Raw genomic sequence first — 18128 nt, forward strand, 5'->3', positions numbered from 1 at the left:
ACATGGCCCGCCTGTCCCCGCTGATTGCCCTTGCCCTGATGCCGCTGCTTGCGGGCTGCGCGGCGATCTCGAACCTGTCGGGTGGCCCGCGTCTGGACGTGTTCGAGCTGCGCCCACTTGACCCCAGCGCGAAACATTGCGGGCGCGGGCGCATCGCGGAACTGGTGATCGAGGAACCGAAATCGCGCGGCACCCTGAACACCGAACGCATCATGATCCGCCCCTCGGCGATCCAGACGCAATACCTGCCCGATGCGCAATGGGGCGATACCGTGCCGGTCACGCTGCAGAACCTGCTGGTGCGCGGCTTTGGTGCCTATGATGTCTTCACCCATGTCGGACGCGCGCCGCTGGGCACCGCCGGGGATTATGCGCTGCTGAGCGAGATCCACGATTTCAACGCCGAAGTCTCGGGCAAGGGCGCGGTGATCCGCATGACCGTCGATGCGCAACTGGTCAATGAAATGAGCGCCTCGGTCGCGGCGCGGAGCACGTTCAGTGTGACGACCACCTCGGCCTCGACCCGCACGTCCGACCTGATCCCGGCCTTTGACGCGGCGGGCCAGCAATTGCTGGCACAGATGACGGATTGGGGGCTGCGTGGCATCGGGGTCAGCGCCGCATCCTGCCGCTAGGGCGGGGAAGCCGGTGTCCCGGCTTCCCGCGCGGGATCACGCCTCGGCGGCGGTGATCTCATAGGTGAAGGCCTTGGCGTCCAGTTCGTTCACGATCTGGTCGCCGACATTCGCCTGCGGATACATCATGAAGGGCAGCACGGCGGCACGGCCCGGCAGATGCAGATCCTCGGCGGTGTTATAGGCGACCCAATTGCCCTCCCAATTGCCGAACAGCGCGCCATTGACCTGCTTGACCAGCGGATCGTCCGGGTCCTTGATCCAGGTCTCGGTCTCGGCGCGCATGACCTTCAGCACATCCGCCGGATCCATCGCCACCCAGCCATAACCGGTCAGGTAGACCTCGGCGCGGCAATGCTGCGCCCCGGTGATGGTCGCGCTGTTCGCGCCAAGCTGCTTGTAGCCAAAGGCCGAGGGCGCGACCCTTACCCCGAACACATCCCGCGCCGGCACCCCCGAGGCCCGTGCAAGACCCACGAAAAGCCCGTTCAGATCGGCGCATTTGCCGCCCAGCCCGGCAGTGGTCAGCGTCGCCACATTGTCGCCCGGACCACAGCCGGGCGTGTCCATGTTGCGGTAGCAATGCTCGACGATCCAATTGTAGATCAGGCGCACCCGATCCACATCGGTCTCGGCCCCTTTGGTGATCTTGGCCGCCGTCTCGGCCACGACACCATCCAAAGGCTTATAGCCGGACGGTTGCAGCGCGGCTTTCAGGATTGCCGGGTCCTCCTTAAAGGCGGATTCCTTGGTCCAGTCGATGGTGCGATTGCGGGTCTGTACGGTGCTGACCAGTTCCAGATGCGGCGCGCCGCCGTTTTCAAAGCTGGCATGCAGGAATTTCGCGCCGGACTTGTCGGTCACCAGCTCGGCCGAGGTCGCATTGCCGGTCCAGCTGTCGTCAAGGCTGCGCTGATAGTCGCTGTCGATCGAAGGCACCGGCAACCAGACCTGCGCCGGGCCGGGCCCTTCGGGTAGTGTGATGACGGTGCGGGTCTGAAACTTGCGCCAGTCGCTGGCCGCAGGCGCATAGGGGCGATCGCCGGCAAGGGCCTGTCGGGCGACCCCGCCCAGCATCGGCACGGCCCCGGCAAGCAGCGCGAGTTTCAGGACATTTCGACGAGAACGCGAGATCATGGAGAGCCACCTTTCATCCGAAAGAGACAGGGCCTCGGCCCCGCCGATTGCTTCTGAAGGCTAGCTGCGATGTCCGCGCGGATCAACTTTGGATTGGGCGTTCAAAAGAAGCTCTGCGGGTCGATATCGACCGACAGCCGCAGGTTGGTGGGTGGTTTCGGGGCCATGGCCAACCAGTCCGAGATCGCCTGCTGCACCGGCGCCTGCCGGGGCGCGCGGATCAGCATCCGCACCCGGAACCGGCCGCGGATGCGGGCGATGGGCGCGGGGGCCGGACCCCAAAGCTCGGCCCCGATCCGTTGCAGGGGCGCGGCGCGGCGGGCCAGTTCGCGGGCGTAATCCTCGACCACGGGCTGGTCGGGATGGGACAGGATCACCCCCGCCAACCGGCCAAAGGGCGGCATCCCGGCCTGCCTGCGCTGCGCGGCCTCGGCGTCCCAGAAATCTTCGTCCTCGCCCGACAGGATCGCCCGGATCACCGGATGCTCGGGCTGGTGGGTCTGCAACAGGGCCAGACCCCGCGCATCGCCCCCCTCGCGCCCCGCACGCCCTGCTACCTGCCGCATCAACTGAAAGCTGCGTTCAGCCGCGCGCATGTCGGCGCCTTGCAGGCCCAGATCCGCGTCGATCACGCCAACCAGCGTCAGGCCGGGGAAATTGTGCCCCTTGGCCACGATCTGGGTGCCGATGATGATATCGGTCTGCCCCTCGCTGATCTGGGCGATGGCTTCTTTCAACGCACGGGCGGAATGGAACAGGTCCGAGGACAGCACCGTCGCGCGGGCATCGGGGAAGCGCTCGGCCACCTCCTCGGCCAGACGCTCGACGCCCGGTCCGATGGCGGTCATCCGTCCTTCGACCCCGCAACTGGGACAGGCGACGGGGATGGGCTTCGTCTCGCCGCATTGGTGACACACCAGACGGTTCTGGAAGCGATGCTCGACCATGCGCGCGTCGCACTGATCGCAGCCAACCTGCTGACCACAGGCCCGGCAGGCGGTGATCGGCGCATAGCCGCGACGGTTCAGGAACAGCAGCGACTGTTCGCCCCGCGCTTGTCGTACCCGGATCTCGGCGGCCAGCCGGGGCGAGATCCAGCGCCCCTTCTCCATCTCTTGCTGGCGCAGGTCGATTGCGCCCATTTCCGGCAGCTCCGCCGTGCCATAGCGCGAACGCAAGTCGATCCGGGCATATTTCCCCGCCCCCGCATTCACCCAAGACTCCAGCGAGGGCGTGGCCGAGGCCAGCACCACCTGCGCCCCGGCAATGCTGGCGCGCAGCACCGCCATGTCGCGGGCGCTGTAGAACACCACATCCTCTTGCTTGTAGGACCCGTCATGCTCCTCATCGACGACGATCAGCCCCAGGTCGGCAAAAGGCAGAAACAGGGCCGAGCGCGCCCCCACCACCATGCCGACATGGTTCGTCGCAGCCATGGTCCACAACCTGCGGCGTTCGGTGCGGGTGATGCCGCTATGCCATTCGCCCGGACGCGCGCCGAAACGCGCCTCGACCCGGTTCAGGAACTCCGAGGACAGCGCGATTTCCGGCAACAGGACCAGCGCCTGCCGCCCCTGCCGCAGGCATTCCGCCACGGCCTCAAGGTAAACCTCGGTCTTGCCCGAGCCAGTGACGCCGCGCAGCAAGGTGGTGCCGTAGCGGCGGGCCTTCAGGGCATCGCGCAACTGCCCCGCCGCCTCGGCCTGATCGGCGGCCAAGGGCTTGCCGGGCAGGTCCGGGTCCAGCATCGGATAAGGGGTGTCGCGGGGCGCAAGCGTCTCGGCCAGCGTGCCCGCCTTGACCAACCCCTGCACCACGCTGCCGGTGACACCGGCCAGCTGCGCCAGCTCGCCCGGCGCGAAACCGGCCCCGCCATGATCCTCGATCACCCGCAACACCGCGGCGCGGGCATCGGTCATCCGCTCGGGCGGGGGTCCGGCGCGGTGGATGATCCGCCGGGCCGAGGGCGGCTGGTCCAGATCCGGCGCCCGCGTCGCCATCCGCAGCATTGAGGGCAAGGGCGTCAGGGTATATTCACCCATCCGGGTCAGGAACTCGATCATCTCGGGGGCAAGGGGCGGCGCATCGACCAGCCGCGCGACGGGGCGCAGCTTGGCCATGTCGAAATCGCCCATGCCCGGACCCCAGACCGCGCCCATCACCCGACGCGGCCCCAGGGGCACGACGACCAGCTGCCCCAGCCGCACGCCGCCCTCGGGTGCCAGATAATCCAGCACGCCGACGACTTCCTGCGTCAGCACGGCAATGCGCGCACCATGGGGATAGAAAAGTGGCCGGTCCATGCGTTCAGGCGGTCCGGATCTGGATGGGTCGGGCAGTCACGGCATTCTCCGGCGAGGCTGGCCAGAGTGTGACACGCGGCGTCCATCGGTCGCAAGCCGGACACCCGGACTTCACCCGCGACGGTTTATGGGCTAAACCCGGCGCAAAGCCGCAACAAGGGCATGAGCCATGAAATTCTTCGTCGATACCGCCGACACCGCCGCCATCCGTGAACTGAACGATCTGGGCATGGTCGATGGCGTCACCACCAACCCCTCGCTGATCCTGAAATCGGGCCGCGACATCATCGAAGTGACCAAGGAAATCTGTGACATCGTCACCGGTCCGGTCAGCGCCGAGGTCGTCGCCAAGGACGCCGCCGACATGATCCGCGAAGGCAAGCACCTTGCCACCATCGCGCCCAACATCACCGTCAAGGTGCCGCTGACCTGGGACGGGCTGAAAGCCTGTAAGGTCCTGTCCTCGGAAGGCCACATGGTCAACGTGACCCTGTGCTTCAGCGCGGCTCAGGCGATTCTGGCCGCCAAAGCCGGCGCGACCTTCATCAGCCCCTTCATCGGTCGTCTGGATGACATCAACCTCGACGGCATGCAGCTGATCGAGGACATCCGCGTCATCTATGACAATTACGACTTCAAGACCGAGATCCTTGCGGCCTCGATCCGTTCAGTGAACCACATCACCGACGCCGCCCGCGTTGGCGCCGACGTGATCACCGCGCCGCCCTCGGTCATCAAGTCGATGGCGAATCACATCCTGACCGACAAGGGTCTGGCGCAATTCGACGCCGACTGGGCCAAGACCGGGCAGAAGATCGGCTGATGAGCAAGGATCAGGCCGTCGATCTTCCCGAGGATCTGCGCGCCCGGCTTCTTGCCCGGCCTGAGCTGATCCTTTCCGACCGCGACCTGATGCGCGCGCTGATCGGCGCGCGCGAAGCGGATTTCGGCGACAATGTCGTCGATATCCGCGGCCGGGCGATGGAGGCGCTGGAAACCCGCCTCGATCGTCTGGAGACTGCCCATGAATCCGTGATTTCGGCCGCCTATGACAACCAATCGGGGATGAACACCATCCATCGCGCGGTTCTGTCGTTGCTGGAGCCGATGGATTTCGAGGCATTTCTGGAAAATCTCGAATCCTCGGTCGCGCCGATCCTGCGGGTGGAAACCCTGCGCCTGATCATGGAATCGGGCACGGCCGCACCGCCACGCGATGTCGCGGGTCCGCTAGGCATCGTGCCCACCGGAACCGTTGCCGACCTGATCTCGGGCGGGCGTCGCGCACCGCGGGGCGACGACATCATCCTGCGCCGTGCCGCCGAACAGACCCTGCCCCATCACGGCACCTCGCGTGCCCCGATCCGGTCCGAGGCGCTGCTGCCCATCGATCTTGGCCCCGGACGTTTCCCGGCACTGCTGCTGATGGGCTCGGCCGATCTGTCGCGCTTCAACCCGGCGCATGGCACCGACCTGCTGCGCTTCTTCGGGCAGGCCTTCCGGCTTGTTCTGATCTCGTGGCTGCGGGAATGACCACCGGGGAGCAGCCCCTTGCGCTGGCCCCGCTGATGGCCGAACAGCTCAAACGCTGGCTCGACAGCGAACGCGCGGCCCGCGACCGTTCCGATCACACCATCCGCGCCTATCAGGCCGATCTGCTGGCCTTTCTGGGCTTTCTTGGCGGCTATCACGGCCGCGCCGCCGTGCCCGGCACGCTGGGAGAGCTGACCCAATCCGACATGCGGGCCTTTTCGGCCTCGGAACGCGGGCGCGGCCTTGGGGCACGTTCTCTGGCGCGCAGGCTGTCGGCGGTGCGCAGCTTCATCCGCTGGATGTCCGACCGCCATGGCTTTGACGCCTCCAAGGCGCTGGCCTCGCGCGGGCCGAAGTTTACCCGCTCGCTGCCCCGACCGCTGGCCCCCGACCAGGCGCAGGATCTGCTGGACATTGCCGCCGAATCCCACCCCGAGCCCTGGATCGCGGCGCGCGACACGGCGGTTCTGACCCTGCTTTACGGCTGCGGGCTGCGTATCTCGGAAGCACTTCAGCTCAACGGCTCGGACCTGCCTTTGCGAGAAGCCCTGACCATCCGCGGCAAGGGACAGAAGGAACGGCAGGTCCCGGTGCTGCCCGTCGCCCGTCAGGCGGTGGCCGAATATCTGCGCCTTTGCCCCTACCCCGACGAACCCGAATCCCCGATCTTTCGCGGCGCGCGCGGCGGGCGGCTGAACCCTTCGGTTCTGGGCCATGCCATGCGGATCATGCGCCAGTCGCTGGGCCTGCCGCCTTCGGCCACGCCCCATGCGCTGCGCCATTCCTTCGCCACGCATCTGCTGGCAGCGGGGGGCGATCTGCGCACGATTCAGGAACTGCTGGGCCATGCCAGCCTGTCGACCACGCAGGTCTATACCGGCGTCGACGATGCAAGGCTGCTCGCGATCTATCATGCTGCCCATCCGCGCGGCTGACACGCTCGCCGCCCTGTTGCGCTTTTCCCGCAGCTTCTCCGTTTCTTAAATACCCCGGCAAGGCTGCGACACCCGCGACCTTTACAATTCGCGACCGCCGTCCCAAGAGGCGGGAATGCTCGACCTTTCCCTTGAACTCGTCCTCATCCTTGTGGCCGCGGCCTTTGCCGCGGGCTTTGTCGACGCGATTGCAGGGGGCGGCGGGCTGATCACCGTCCCGGTGCTGATGCTTGCGGGCATTCCGCCGACGCAGGCGCTGGCCACGAACAAGGTGCAGGGCGTGTTCGGCGCGGCGACGGCAGCGATATCCTATGCCCGCAAGGGTCTGGTCGATCCCGGCCAGCAGCTGGGCGCGGCGGCGGTGGCATTTGCCGCGGGCCTGTCGGGGGCGCTGTTCGTGACCTCGATCCCGACACAGGCGCTTTACTATTTCCTGCCGGTCCTGCTGATCGCGATCGCATTGTTCTTTGCCTTCAAGCCGGGCCTTAACGACATCGACCGCACCCGGCGCATGTCGCCCGAGATGTTCACCCTCAGCATCATCCCGGCCATCGCCTTCTATGACGGGCTGGTCGGACCGGGGACCGGGGCCTTCCTGATGCTGGGTTTCGTCATGCTGGCGGGCTACGGCGTGCTCAAGGCGACGGCGCATACCAAGCTGTTGAACTTCGCTTCGAATCTGGGTGGACTGGTTGCATTCGCGGCGGTGGCAAAGCCCCTGTGGCTGCTGGGCGGGCTGATGGCCGTGGCCCAGATCGCGGGGGCGCTTCTGGGCTCACGGCTGGCGGCAAGGATTGGGTCGCGGGTGATCAAGCCGCTGCTGGTCGTCACCTCCAGCGCCCTTGCCCTGCGGTTGATCTGGCAGTTGCTCTGACTTCAGACGAAGTCGAACATCGAGGCTTCCAGCTGGGCCAGCGGCACGCCCTCCAGCACCAGCGTCTTGCCGCCGCCGAAATCAAAGAGCACGTCCTTGCCGACTTTTTCCGCCACGCCCATCAGCGCGGCGTAATTGTCGATCCCGGCCACGTCGATGGTGATGTCCTCGGCAGGGGCGCCGGTCTCGGTGCTGTCCGCCCGCAAGCCGGTCTCAAAGTCGATGATCCGGTCGGCCCCGCCATTATAGACGAAGGTGTCATGCCCCCAGCCGCCAGACAGCAAATCATTGCCCGCGCCGCCGTTCAACGTGTCATCGCCGAAATCGCCGCGAAGCGTGTCCTTGCCAGCCCCGCCGATCAGGCTGTCATTGCCGTATCCGCCATATAGCGAATCGTTGCCGTCCTCGCCGATCAGCCGGTCATTGCCGTAAAACCCGTACAGGCTGTCATTCCCGGTCCCGCCATAGGCGGTGTCATTGCCGGTACCGCCATCGATGAAGTCATTCCCGGCCTGCCCCCAGAACCTGTCATTGCCGGAATCACCGAACAGGAAATCGCCCTGAGCGCCGCCCCAGAAACTGTCATCCCCGGTTCCGCCCAGCATGAAATCGACGCCCGCGCCGCCCGACATGCTGTCATTCCCGGCCAGACCCAGCAGCCCGTCATCACCGGAACTGCCGTTCAAACTGTCATTGCCCATCGTGCCGTCGCGCCGGTTCAGACTGTCCAGCCGCGCCATCTGCGCATCCAGCGTCGCGGCCACATCGGCCAGCATGTCGGCATAGGTCACCGCGTAATATCGATAGGAAAGCGTCGCCATCAAAGGCTCCTTTCATGATGCAGACAAAGGGTGATGCATCACTTATGGCATGGCGATGACGTCGCTGCGACGCAGCACGACACCGCCCCCAGCGATCGGCGGATTTTCCCCGGCCCGGTCCCGGCGACTGGCTGGAAACGACGCAAAACCGCGGGGGCGCTGCGCGTCACGGGGCAGCCTGCTGCCTCAGGCCGCAGGTCGACAATGACCGCCCAAAGGCGAATCCTCGCCTATTGCGGGAAGCCCTTCGCGCGGCGCAACTCACCCGTGACCTTGCCCCGCCAGTTCACCTGCGGCCCGGACAGGTATTTGCGCGCGACCGGGTGCTCGGCATCCAGCAACCCCAGATGGATCATCAGGGCGGTGATCGCCGCCTCGGCCCCGCGCGTGCCGCCATCGACGATCTTCAGCGCGATCCCCAGACCGCGCTCGGGCAGGATGCCGACAAAGACCGCCTCGGCCCCGGTCTTCAGCGCGGCCTGACCGCCAAGGGCGCGCATCAGTTCGGTGCAGGCGCGGCCTTCACCGGCGACCAGTTCGGGATGGGCGATCATCGCCTGAACCAGCCGGGTCTGCGCGGCACCGCGCAAATCGGCGCCCGGTGCGGCGAAACTCGCCATGGCGCGGGCCAAACCCTCAACGGTGCAGGCGAAATTCGGCGCAGAGCAACCGTCGATCCCCCAGCCCGCAGCGCGTTCGTCGGTGACTTCCTCGAATGCCGCGCGCACCGCCTTTTGCACGGGATGGGCCAGCTCGACATATTCCGAGCCGCCATGCAGATGCCGGTTGAGCGTCAGGAAACCGGCATGCTTGCCCGAGCAGTTGTTATGCACCTGGCAAGGCGCGCTGTCGGAGCAGATCAGCGCCTTGCGCGCTTCCGGGTCATTGGGCAGGTGGCTGCCGCAGCGCAGGTCGGTTTCGCTCAGGCCCAGCGACGCCAACCAGTCGCCGACGCGGCGCGTATGGATTTCGGCGCCGTTATGGCTGGCGCAGGCCAGCGCCAGATGTTCGGGGCCAAGACCCGCAGCATCAGCCGCACCGCTTTCGACCAGCGGCAGGGCCTGAATCATCTTGCAGGACGAACGTGGAAAGATCACCGCGCCCGGATCGCCCCAGGCCTCGACGATTCCGTTGGCATCGGCGATCACGACATGCCCGCGATGGCAGCTTTCCAGCAAGCCTCCACGCCACAATTCGATCAAACGGGCCTCTGTCATCTGTCCCCTCCCCCTGACATTCGCGCGATTTCCCCGATCGGGGGTTTTTCAACCTGCGATTTTCGCATTATCCTGCTACTAGATGGTTGAAACCACCCCATTCATCGGCAACAAGTCCGGATAAACCGGACCTTGGCAGGAGGCCAGAGCATGTTGAATTCCGCGTCGCGCGTGGCGGCGGCAGCCGCGATTGTCGCAATCGCCACTTCCACCCCCCTATTCGCGCAGGATTCATCCAAGCAGCTCGCCAATGAAGGCGACTGGACCGCGTTCTCGGCCAGCAGTCCCAAGGAATGCTGGGCGGTTTCGGCGCCGAAATCCTCGACGAACACCGATGCAAGCGGTGCCCCCAAGGACGTGACCCGAGGCGACATCCGCCTTTACGTCGCCTATCGCCCCGGCCAGTCCTCGGGCGAAGTGTCCTTCTCGGGCGGTTATCCCTTCGCCCCCGATTCGGCGGTCGAGGTGAATATCGGCGGTCAGGTCTTCAAGCTGTTCACCGAAGGTGAAAGCGCATGGCCGGGCTCGGCCTCCGAGGATGGCAAGCTGATCTCGGCACTGCGCGGCGGCTCAAGCGCCATCATCACCGGGCGCTCGGCCCGTGGCACCGTGACCAAGGACACGTTCAGCCTGTCGGGCATCACCGCGATGACCAACAAGGCCAAATCCGGCTGCCAATAAGGCCCGAACGCCGCATTTCCCGAAGATTCGCAGGACAGGGGCTTTGGCCCCTGTTTTCTTTTTGGCCCGATTACCCTATATAGTCGCCTTCCCCCATCGTCGCCCGGACACCCCAGCCATGACCGCCCCGATCACCCAGGACCTGTTGACCATCCCGCGCAAGCTGCCCGAGACGGCGCTCAGGAACATCGTGGGCCTGACCCGCGACCAGTTGCGCGATGCGCTGATCGAGGCCGGAACGCCTGAAAAGCAGGCCAAGATGCGCGTGGGCCAGATCTGGCAATGGGTCTATCACTGGGGCGTGCGCGACTTTGCGCAAATGACCAATCTGGCCAAGGATTACCGCGTCTTTCTGGCCGAGCGGTTCGAGATCACCATCCCCGAGGTCGTCACCCGCCAGATCAGCGCCGATGGCACCCGCAAATATCTTGTCCGCATCGCTGGCGGCCATGAGGTCGAGACGGTTTATATCCCCGAGGAAAGCCGCGGCACGCTGTGCATTTCCAGCCAGGTCGGCTGCACGCTGACCTGCTCGTTCTGCCACACCGGCACGCAGAAACTGGTGCGCAACCTGACTGCAGCCGAAATCGTCGGCCAGGTCATGCTGGCCCGCGACGATCTGGGCGAATGGCCCCAGCCCGGTGCGCCCAAGGACGAAACCCGACTGGTCTCGAACGTCGTGCTGATGGGCATGGGCGAGCCGCTGTACAACTTCGACAATGTCCGCGACGCGATGAAAGTGGTGATGGACAATGAGGGCATCAGCCTGTCGCGCCGCCGCATCACCCTGTCGACCAGTGGCATCGTCCCGGAAATCGCCAAGACCGCCGAGGAAATCGGCTGCCTTCTGGCCGTGAGCTTCCATGCCACCACCGATGAGACCCGCAACATGCTGGTCCCGGTGAATAAGAAATGGAACATCGAGACGCTGCTGAACGCGCTGCGCGAATATCCGCGGCTGTCGAATTCGGAACGCATCACCTTTGAATATGTGATGCTGGACGGCGTGAATGACAGCGACGAAGACGCCCGCCGTCTGGTCAAGCTGATCCGCGGCATCCCGGCCAAGATCAACCTGATCCCGTTCAACGAATGGCCGGGCGTGGCCTACAAGCGCTCCAGCTGGGAACGCATCGAGGCCTTTGCCGACATCATCCACAAGGCCGGTTATGCCAGCCCGATCCGCACCCCGCGCGGCGAGGACATCATGGCCGCCTGTGGCCAGCTGAAATCCGCCACCGAGCGCGGCCGCAAGAACGCCGCCCAGATCGCCGCCGAAGCCCGCGCCTGAGGCCCGCGCTTCCCGCGCTATCACAAGCCTTGCATGGGTATTTAAGAAACGGAGAAATCGCAGCGCCGCGCAATTTCCGGCGACAAGGCGATTTCTCCGTTTCACAAATACCCATGCGGTGCTGCAATTCGCGCAAGGCCGGGCGGGCAAGCGGCGGCGAACTTGCCCTGCGCCCGCGTGGGTCGTAGAAGCATGACGACCCTGAGTGAGGCGCCCATGACTGAACGCAAACCCGTCGTCCTTTGCATCCTTGATGGCTGGGGCATTTCCTCGCGGCCCGAGCAGAGCGCGCCGGATCAGGCCGAGACCCCGAATTTCGACCGGCTGATGCGCGAATGCCCGCATGGCAGGCTGATCACCTTTGGCCCCGATGTCGGCCTGCCCAAGGGCCAGATGGGCAATTCCGAGGTCGGGCACACCAATATCGGTGCAGGTCGCGTTGTGGCGATGGATCTGGGCCAGATCGATCTGGCAATCGAGGATGGCAGTTTCTACGGCAATACGCCCCTTGGCGAGTTCGTCCGCAAGCTCAAGGCCAGCGGCGGCACCGCGCATCTGATGGGCGTCGTTTCGGACGGGGGCGTGCATGGCCATATCCAGCATGTCATCGCCGCCGCCCGCGCCGTGGCCGACAAGGGTGTCCCGGTCGTGCTGCATGCCATCACCGATGGCCGTGACGTGCCGCCACAATCGGCCATGGGCTTTGTCACCGAGCTGATGGGCAACCTGCCCGCAGGCGTCCGCATCGGCACGGTGATCGGGCGCTATTACGCCATGGATCGCGACAACCGCTGGGAACGCGTCAGCCGCGCCTTTGCCGCGATGGTTCGGGCCGAGGGCCTGTCCGCCCCCGACGCCTCACATGCCGTCCAAAGCGCCTATCAGCGTGAGGAAACCGACGAATTCATCCAGCCGACCGTGCTGGAAGGCTATCAAGGCGCGAAAGATGGCGACGGCTTCTTCTGCCTGAACTTCCGTGCCGATCGCGCGCGAGAGATCCTTGCCGCCATCGGCCAGCCCGGCTTCGACGCCTTCGACACCGGCAAGCGGCCTGAATGGGCGGCGCTGCTGGGCATGGTCGATTATTCGGCCAAGCATGACGAATATATGGAGGCCGCCTATCCCAAGCGGCAGGTCGCCAACACCATCGGCGCATGGGTCGCGGCCAAGGGCCTGCGCCAGTTCCGTCTGGCCGAGACCGAGAAATACCCCCATGTCACCTTCTTCCTGAATGGCGGCAAGGAGACCCCCGAGCCGGGCGAGGACCGCTTCATGCCCTCCAGCCCCAAGGTCGCGACCTATGACCTTGCCCCGGAAATGGCCGCGCCCGAGGTCAGCGCCAAGCTGGTTGAAGCGATTGAACAGGGCTACGACCTGATCGTGGTCAATTTCGCCAATCCCGACATGGTCGGCCATACCGGCAGCCTGCCCGCCGCGATCCGCGCCTGCGAGGCGGTGGACAAGGGTCTTGGCATGATGCTGGAGGCGCTGGAAAAGGTCGGTGGCGCCGCCGTGGTCATCGCCGATCACGGCAATTGCGAAACCATGATCGACCCGGAAAGCGGTGGTCCGCATACCGCCCATACCGTCAATCCGGTCCCGGTGATCGTCTTTGGCGGACCTGCGGGTGCCAGTCTGCATAATGGCCGTCTGGCCGATGTCGCGCCGACCGTGCTGGACCTGATGGGTCTGGACTTGCCGCCCGAAATGACCGGCAGCTCGCTGATCGACCGCGCATGAAGCTGAAGTTCCTCCTGCCCGCGCTTCTAGCCGCAAGCATCGCCTCGGTCGCGCCTGCCCAGCAGGCCGGGTCGGTGCAACAATCCGCGACGCTGGGTCAGGCGGCGCAGGAAGCGGCAGAGGCAGCCGAGATGCTGCGCAATGCCACCGGCCAGCTGGACAGCGCCTTGAGCAAAGAGGATCAGGTCGCCTCGCTCACCCAGATGATCCGCGCCTATGAGCAGGGCCTGTCGGCGCTGCGCGACGGGTTGCGCCGCGCCGGCATCCGCGAACAGCAGATCCGCGCCGAATTCGAAGCTCGCCGCGACAAGCTGGGCCGGGTGGTGGGCGTGATGACCGCCATGCAGCGCTCGCCCGAGACCATGCTGCTTTTGCACCCGGCAGGACCGGAAGCGTCGGCACGGGCGGGGATGATCCTGTCCTCGGTCGCGCCGGGTCTGCAGGCCGAGGCCGAGACCATGCAAAAGCAGCTTGAGGAAATCCGCACCGTCCGCACCCTGCAGCTGAATGCCGCGAACACGCTGGCGCAGGGGTTGGCGCAGGTGCAGGAAGCGCGGCGGCTGCTGGCCTCGGCGGTCACCGACCGCTCGGAAATGCCGGTCCGCTTCGGCGACAATCCGGCCGAACTGACCGCGCTGATCCAATCGGCGGATACGCTGGACGCCTTTGCCTCGGGTATCGTTGGACTGGAGCAGGATGTCGGCGCGCCGATGGCTGATTTCGAAGGGGCCGAGGGCAGCCTGCCTTTGCCCGTCATGGGCACGGTGTTGCGCCATTACAACGAACCCGATGCCGCCGGCATCCAACGCCCCGGCCTGATCATCGCCACCGGTACCGCCGCGCTGGTCACTACGCCATGGGCTGCCACCATCCGCTATCGCGGCCCGCTGCTGGATTACGGCAATGTCATGATCGTCGAGCCGGCGCGCGGCTATCTGATGATCTTTGCGGGCCTGTCGCAGGTCTTCGGCGAGGTCGGCGATGTCCTTGCCGCCGGTGAGCCCCTCGGGCTGATGGGCGGCGCCGAACCGCCCGCCGAGGAATTCGGGGCCGAGTTCGTCGCCAATGCAGCGCTTGGCGGTGGCGCTGGACAGAGCGAAACACTGTATGTTGAACTCCGCAAAGGCAAGGAAACACTGGACCCGGCCGAGTGGTTCGTGATGAATCCCATCATGGGCGAGGCCAGCCGCGACACCATGGGCCAAAACGAAACCGGGCAGGACGGAAACACGGAATGAAACATTACCTTCTGGCCGGCGCGATCGGCACTCTGGCGGGCGCAGTCGTCGCCACGCAATTCGCGGGCCCCCTCGTCGCGCAGGAGTCCGGCAAGAACGCCTCGATCTACGAACAGCTTGATCTGTTCGGAAATGTGTTCGAGCGCGTCCGTGCGGATTATGTCGAGCAGGTCGATGACAAGACCCTGATCGAGGCCGCAATCAACGGCATGCTGACCTCGCTTGACCCGCACAGCTCATTCCTGTCGGCCAAGGACTATGAGGACATGCAGACCCAGACCCGTGGCAGCTTCGGCGGCCTCGGCATCGAGGTCGGGCAGGAAGACGGCCTTGTGAAGGTCATCTCGCCCATCGACGACACGCCTGCTGCGGAAGCCGGCGTCAAGGCTGGCGACTTCATCACCCATGTGAACGGCGAATCGCTGATGGGCCTGACGCTGGACGAATCGGTCGAGAAGATGCGCGGGCCGGTCGGCTCCGAGATCAAGATCACCATCCTGCGCGAGGGCGAACCCGAGCCCTTCGATCTGACCATCGTGCGCGACACCATCAAGCTGACCGTGGTCAAGACCCGGATCGAGGGCCATTCCGTGGTCCTGCGCGTCTCGACCTTCAACGACGAAACCATGGACACGCTGAAGACCGAGATGGCCAAGGCCGTCAAGGATGCGGGCGGCATGGACAAGATCACCGGCTTCGTGCTGGACCTGCGCAACAACCCCGGCGGCCTGCTCAATCAGGCGATCGAGGTTTCGGACGCCTTCCTCGACAAGGGTGAGATCGTCTCGACCCGCGGCCGCAAGCCCGAGGAATCGGAGCGCTGGAACGCCGAGACCGGCGATCTGGCACAGGGCAAGCCGATGGTCGTGCTGATCAATGGCGGCTCGGCCTCGGCCTCGGAAATCGTGACCGGCGCGCTGCAGGACCACCGTCGCGCCATCGTCGTCGGCACCAAATCCTTCGGCAAGGGCTCGGTCCAGACGGTGATGCCGGTGACCTCGGACAGCGCCATCCGCCTGACCACAGCGCGCTACTACACACCGTCCGGCCGCTCGATTCAGTCGCTGGGCATCCAGCCCGACATCATCGTCCAGCAGCCCCCGGCCAAGCCCGTTGCGGAAGGCGAAGAAGGCAAGCCCAAGACCGAATCGAAATTCCTGAACTCGGAAGCCGATCTGCGCGGCGCGCTGAACAACGATTCGATCAGCGACGAGGAACGCAAGCAGATCGAGGAAGAGGCCAAGCAGGTCGAAGCCACCGCCAAGCTGCGCGATGAGGATTACCAACTGGCCTATGCCGTCGATATCCTGACCGGCCTTGCCGCGGTCAGCTTCCATGCCGATGCCGTGCCCGACGCCGCCAAACCCGCCATTGCGGGTGTGGAACCGACCGATGAGGGTGCCAAGAAGCAATGACCGAATTGCTTCTCGGCCCTTCGGGCCTGCCCTACCGTCCCTGCGCGGGCGTGGTGCTGATCAACGGCGAGGGCCTGGTCTTCGCCGGTCAGCGCATCGACAATCCGGGGCACGCCTGGCAAATGCCTCAGGGCGGCATCGACGCGGGTGAAACCCCGCGTCAGGCCGCCTTGCGCGAACTGGTCGAGGAAACCGGCGTCACCCCCGATCTGGTGGAGGTGCTGGCCGAATCTCCCGATTGGGTCACCTACGACCTGCCGCCCGAGCTTCTGGGCAAGGTCTGGAAAGGTCGCTTCGGCGGCCAGCAGCAGAAATGGCTGGCCCTGCGCTTCCTCGGCTCGGATGCCGATGTGCGCATCGAAACCGAGCACCCGGAATTCGATCGCTGGCAATGGATGCCCGCCGCCGAACTGGTCGCCAGCATCGTGCCCTTCAAGCGCGCGGTCTATGAGCAGGTGTTCCGGGACTTCGACGGTCTGGTCGCTTAAGGGGGCGCTGCGCCCCCTTTAAGGCCGCAGGCCCGAACTCCCTGTCCTCGCCCACCTCACAAAATTCTTGATCAGCGGGGTGAGGTATCAGCCACGCCGGCCCCAACGGTGGCCCACAAGATACGACCGGTAGCGAATTCCAATCCGACAGCTTGGGCAAGGATTGCAGCGCCCCCCGCTACAACAACAGCAACGGATGATGCTGATCATCACCCAGATCAGAAACAGCCCGGCAGGAAGCAACAATACGAACGGGTTAAACGACCCCCTACTACGAGGGTAACGCTAGTACTGTCCGGTTAAGAAGCCGTTGAAAAGGATCGACCTTTGCAGCCGCCTAGCCCGGATTATTCCTGAACCAGTCGACAATGGCTGGCATGTTGCGCTCAAACCCGCCGGGGATGAACAGGTTCAGCAAACCGGCCCGCGCCGCACTGCGGTTTTCAAAGTCATGCACCGTGCCGGCAGGGATACGCAGAAATGTGCCCTTTGGTGCCTCCAGCCATTGCGCGCCGACCAGCAGGGTCGCGGTGCCCTCGATCACATAAAAGATCTCGTCATTGGCATCATGGGCATGGGCACCCGGACCGGTGCTGTGCGGCTCTAGCCACCATTCCGAGATGCTGTAGCGTGCGCCCGTCTCTTCCTCGTCGGCCTTGAACACCGCCGTCATCGAGCCCAGGGCATAGGCCCTTCCCTCGCCGGGCGGCAGATAAATTGCGCCATCGCTCAAATCTCGCTCGCCCATGGCGGCCTCCGCTCAGGAAACACCACCCGGATGATAACCCGGCAAGGCAGCAAAGTCTGCCGTTCATCGGATCCCGGATTTGCCGCACCCCCTTGCCCTGCCCGCGAACCCGTCCCATATTCCCAGCCGAGGACGACCTCACCATCACGGGAATCAAGCGGGACGACCCGATCTACAGGAGATCAGGCATGGCTTGGTTTTATCTTCTCGTCGCTGGCATCCTTGAGGTCGTCTGGGCCTATGCGATGAAGAAATCCGCGGGCTTCACCATCCTTACCCCCAGCATCGTCACGATCGTCGCGATGATTGGCAGCTTCGCGCTGCTGGCAATCGCGATGCGCAGCCTGCCGCTGGGCACGGCCTATACGATCTGGACGGGTATCGGTGCGGTCGGGGCATTCGTGCTTGGTATCGCCTTTCTGGGCGAGGCGGTGACGCCGCTGCGCATCATCGCCGCCATCCTGATCATCAGCGGCATCATCGCGATGAAGCTGGGCAGCGGCCACTGACGGACGACGCCCGGTATACGGGCTGTGTCCACTGTCACAGCCCGTTTCCAAACAAAATCAACCACCTGATCGGCGGGCGCGCGGTCCTATAGCGTCCGCGCCAACGCCTCAAGCTGATCCGCCGCGATCCCCCAGCCGGTATGGAATCCCATGGCCTCATGCTCGGCCTTGGCCTCGGCGGTCCAATGCATGGCGCGGGCGTCATATTGCGTCCCGCCCCCGTCGATATCCGAGAGGGTGACGCAGGCCGCCATGAAGGGCTTGCCCACCGGACGCCAACCCGGTTCAAACGCATCGGTAAAAATCAGACGCTCGCCCGCAAGCACTTCAAGAAATACGCCCGTATTTTCAAATCGCTCACCATTCGGCCCGTTCATCACCGTCATGAACTCGCCACCCGGCCACAACTCCATCCGCACGTCAGAGACGGTCCACGGCTTGGGGCAGAACCATTGCTTCAGCAAATCCGGCTCGGTCCAGCAGCGCCAGATCGCCGCGCGGGGTGCGTCCAGCACGCGGCGCAGCACAAGGTCGTTCTCGGTTCCGGTCATCGCTCTCCTCCT

Annotated in this window: 18 protein-coding genes; 12 read left to right on the top strand and 6 right to left on the bottom strand. The window is 65.1% G+C overall.

Going from position 1 to position 18128, the window contains the following annotated elements:
- The first annotated feature begins 2 nt into the window (after positions 1–2).
- Positions 3–635, top strand: coding sequence for an ABC-type transport auxiliary lipoprotein family protein (locus GL300_RS05115; protein WP_155038453.1), 633 nt, complete (start codon positions 3–5; stop codon positions 633–635).
- Positions 636–671: 36 nt separating this feature from the next.
- Here the strand turns inward: GL300_RS05115 and GL300_RS05120 are convergent, their stop codons facing one another.
- Entirely contained in the window at positions 672–1772 is a 1101-nt protein-coding gene (locus GL300_RS05120; RefSeq protein ID WP_155038454.1) for a transglutaminase-like domain-containing protein, read from the bottom strand.
- A 101-nt stretch (positions 1773–1873) separates the two neighbouring features.
- Positions 1874–4075 carry a primosomal protein N' gene (locus tag GL300_RS05125; protein ID WP_155038455.1) on the bottom strand — a complete coding sequence of 734 codons (2202 nt, stop codon included), beginning with the start codon at positions 4073–4075 and terminating at the stop codon, positions 1874–1876.
- A gap of 169 nt (positions 4076–4244) precedes the next feature.
- On the opposite strand from GL300_RS05125, the gene fsa reads away from it, so the two are divergent.
- The 4 genes from fsa to GL300_RS05145 all read left to right on the top strand — a co-directional run bounded on the left by fsa (position 4245) and on the right by GL300_RS05145 (position 7417).
- On the top strand, positions 4245–4898 hold the full coding sequence (gene fsa, locus GL300_RS05130; RefSeq protein WP_155038456.1) for a fructose-6-phosphate aldolase: 654 nt from the start codon (positions 4245–4247) through the stop codon (positions 4896–4898).
- Positions 4898–5608 (top strand): DUF484 family protein, encoded by a 711-nt coding sequence (locus GL300_RS05135; RefSeq protein ID WP_155038457.1) that lies wholly within the window; start codon positions 4898–4900, stop codon positions 5606–5608. The genes fsa and GL300_RS05135 overlap by 1 nt, the downstream gene beginning before the upstream one ends.
- Positions 5605–6543, top strand: coding sequence for a tyrosine recombinase XerC (locus GL300_RS05140; RefSeq protein WP_155038458.1), 939 nt, complete (start codon positions 5605–5607; stop codon positions 6541–6543). The genes GL300_RS05135 and GL300_RS05140 overlap by 4 nt, the downstream gene beginning before the upstream one ends.
- 115 nt (positions 6544–6658) lie before the next feature.
- Positions 6659–7417: a TSUP family transporter gene (locus GL300_RS05145; RefSeq protein WP_155038459.1), complete on the top strand. Its 759-nt coding sequence runs from the start codon at positions 6659–6661 to the stop codon at positions 7415–7417.
- Between the two features lie 2 nt (positions 7418–7419).
- Here GL300_RS05145 and GL300_RS05150 read toward each other — a convergent pair whose 3' ends face one another.
- Positions 7420–8238 carry a calcium-binding protein gene (locus GL300_RS05150; RefSeq protein ID WP_155038460.1) on the bottom strand — a complete coding sequence of 273 codons (819 nt, stop codon included), beginning with the start codon at positions 8236–8238 and terminating at the stop codon, positions 7420–7422.
- A gap of 230 nt (positions 8239–8468) precedes the next feature.
- Complete coding sequence (locus GL300_RS05155) at positions 8469–9455, bottom strand: asparaginase (protein WP_155038461.1); 987 nt, start codon at positions 9453–9455, stop codon at positions 8469–8471.
- A gap of 150 nt (positions 9456–9605) precedes the next feature.
- On the opposite strand from GL300_RS05155, the gene GL300_RS05160 reads away from it, so the two are divergent.
- The 6 genes from GL300_RS05160 (at position 9606) to GL300_RS05185 (ending at position 16308) form a co-directional block, all read left to right on the top strand.
- Positions 9606–10136, top strand: a complete 531-nt coding sequence (locus GL300_RS05160) for an invasion associated locus B family protein (RefSeq protein ID WP_155038462.1) — start codon at positions 9606–9608, stop codon at positions 10134–10136.
- Between the two features lie 118 nt (positions 10137–10254).
- Complete coding sequence (gene rlmN / locus GL300_RS05165; protein ID WP_155038463.1) at positions 10255–11427, top strand: dual-specificity RNA methyltransferase RlmN; 1173 nt, start codon at positions 10255–10257, stop codon at positions 11425–11427.
- A 216-nt stretch (positions 11428–11643) separates the two neighbouring features.
- Positions 11644–13167 (top strand): 2,3-bisphosphoglycerate-independent phosphoglycerate mutase, encoded by a 1524-nt coding sequence (gene gpmI, locus GL300_RS05170; protein WP_155038464.1) that lies wholly within the window; start codon positions 11644–11646, stop codon positions 13165–13167.
- A complete protein-coding gene (locus tag GL300_RS05175) occupies positions 13164–14405 on the top strand; it encodes a murein hydrolase activator EnvC family protein (RefSeq protein ID WP_155038465.1) in 1242 nt (413 codons plus the stop codon). Before gpmI ends, GL300_RS05175 begins: the two co-directional genes overlap by 4 nt.
- The gene (locus tag GL300_RS05180; RefSeq protein WP_155038466.1) at positions 14402–15820 is read left to right on the top strand and encodes a S41 family peptidase; all 1419 of its coding nucleotides are present in this window, start codon (positions 14402–14404) and stop codon (positions 15818–15820) included. The genes GL300_RS05175 and GL300_RS05180 overlap by 4 nt, the downstream gene beginning before the upstream one ends.
- Positions 15817–16308 carry an RNA pyrophosphohydrolase gene (locus tag GL300_RS05185; RefSeq protein ID WP_155038467.1) on the top strand — a complete coding sequence of 164 codons (492 nt, stop codon included), beginning with the start codon at positions 15817–15819 and terminating at the stop codon, positions 16306–16308. Before GL300_RS05180 ends, GL300_RS05185 begins: the two co-directional genes overlap by 4 nt.
- A gap of 337 nt (positions 16309–16645) precedes the next feature.
- Here the strand turns inward: GL300_RS05185 and GL300_RS05190 are convergent, their stop codons facing one another.
- Entirely contained in the window at positions 16646–17056 is a 411-nt protein-coding gene (locus GL300_RS05190; RefSeq protein WP_155038468.1) for a cupin domain-containing protein, read from the bottom strand.
- 188 nt (positions 17057–17244) lie between these two features.
- On the opposite strand from GL300_RS05190, the gene GL300_RS05195 reads away from it, so the two are divergent.
- On the top strand, positions 17245–17565 hold the full coding sequence (locus tag GL300_RS05195; protein ID WP_155038469.1) for a DMT family transporter: 321 nt from the start codon (positions 17245–17247) through the stop codon (positions 17563–17565).
- Between the two features lie 86 nt (positions 17566–17651).
- Here GL300_RS05195 and GL300_RS05200 read toward each other — a convergent pair whose 3' ends face one another.
- Complete coding sequence (locus tag GL300_RS05200; RefSeq protein WP_155038470.1) at positions 17652–18116, bottom strand: SRPBCC family protein; 465 nt, start codon at positions 18114–18116, stop codon at positions 17652–17654.
- Between the last annotated feature and the right edge of the window lie 12 nt (positions 18117–18128).

The sequence above is a fragment of the Paracoccus litorisediminis genome (genome assembly GCF_009711205.1).
Taxonomy (GTDB): domain Bacteria; phylum Pseudomonadota; class Alphaproteobacteria; order Rhodobacterales; family Rhodobacteraceae; genus Paracoccus; species Paracoccus litorisediminis.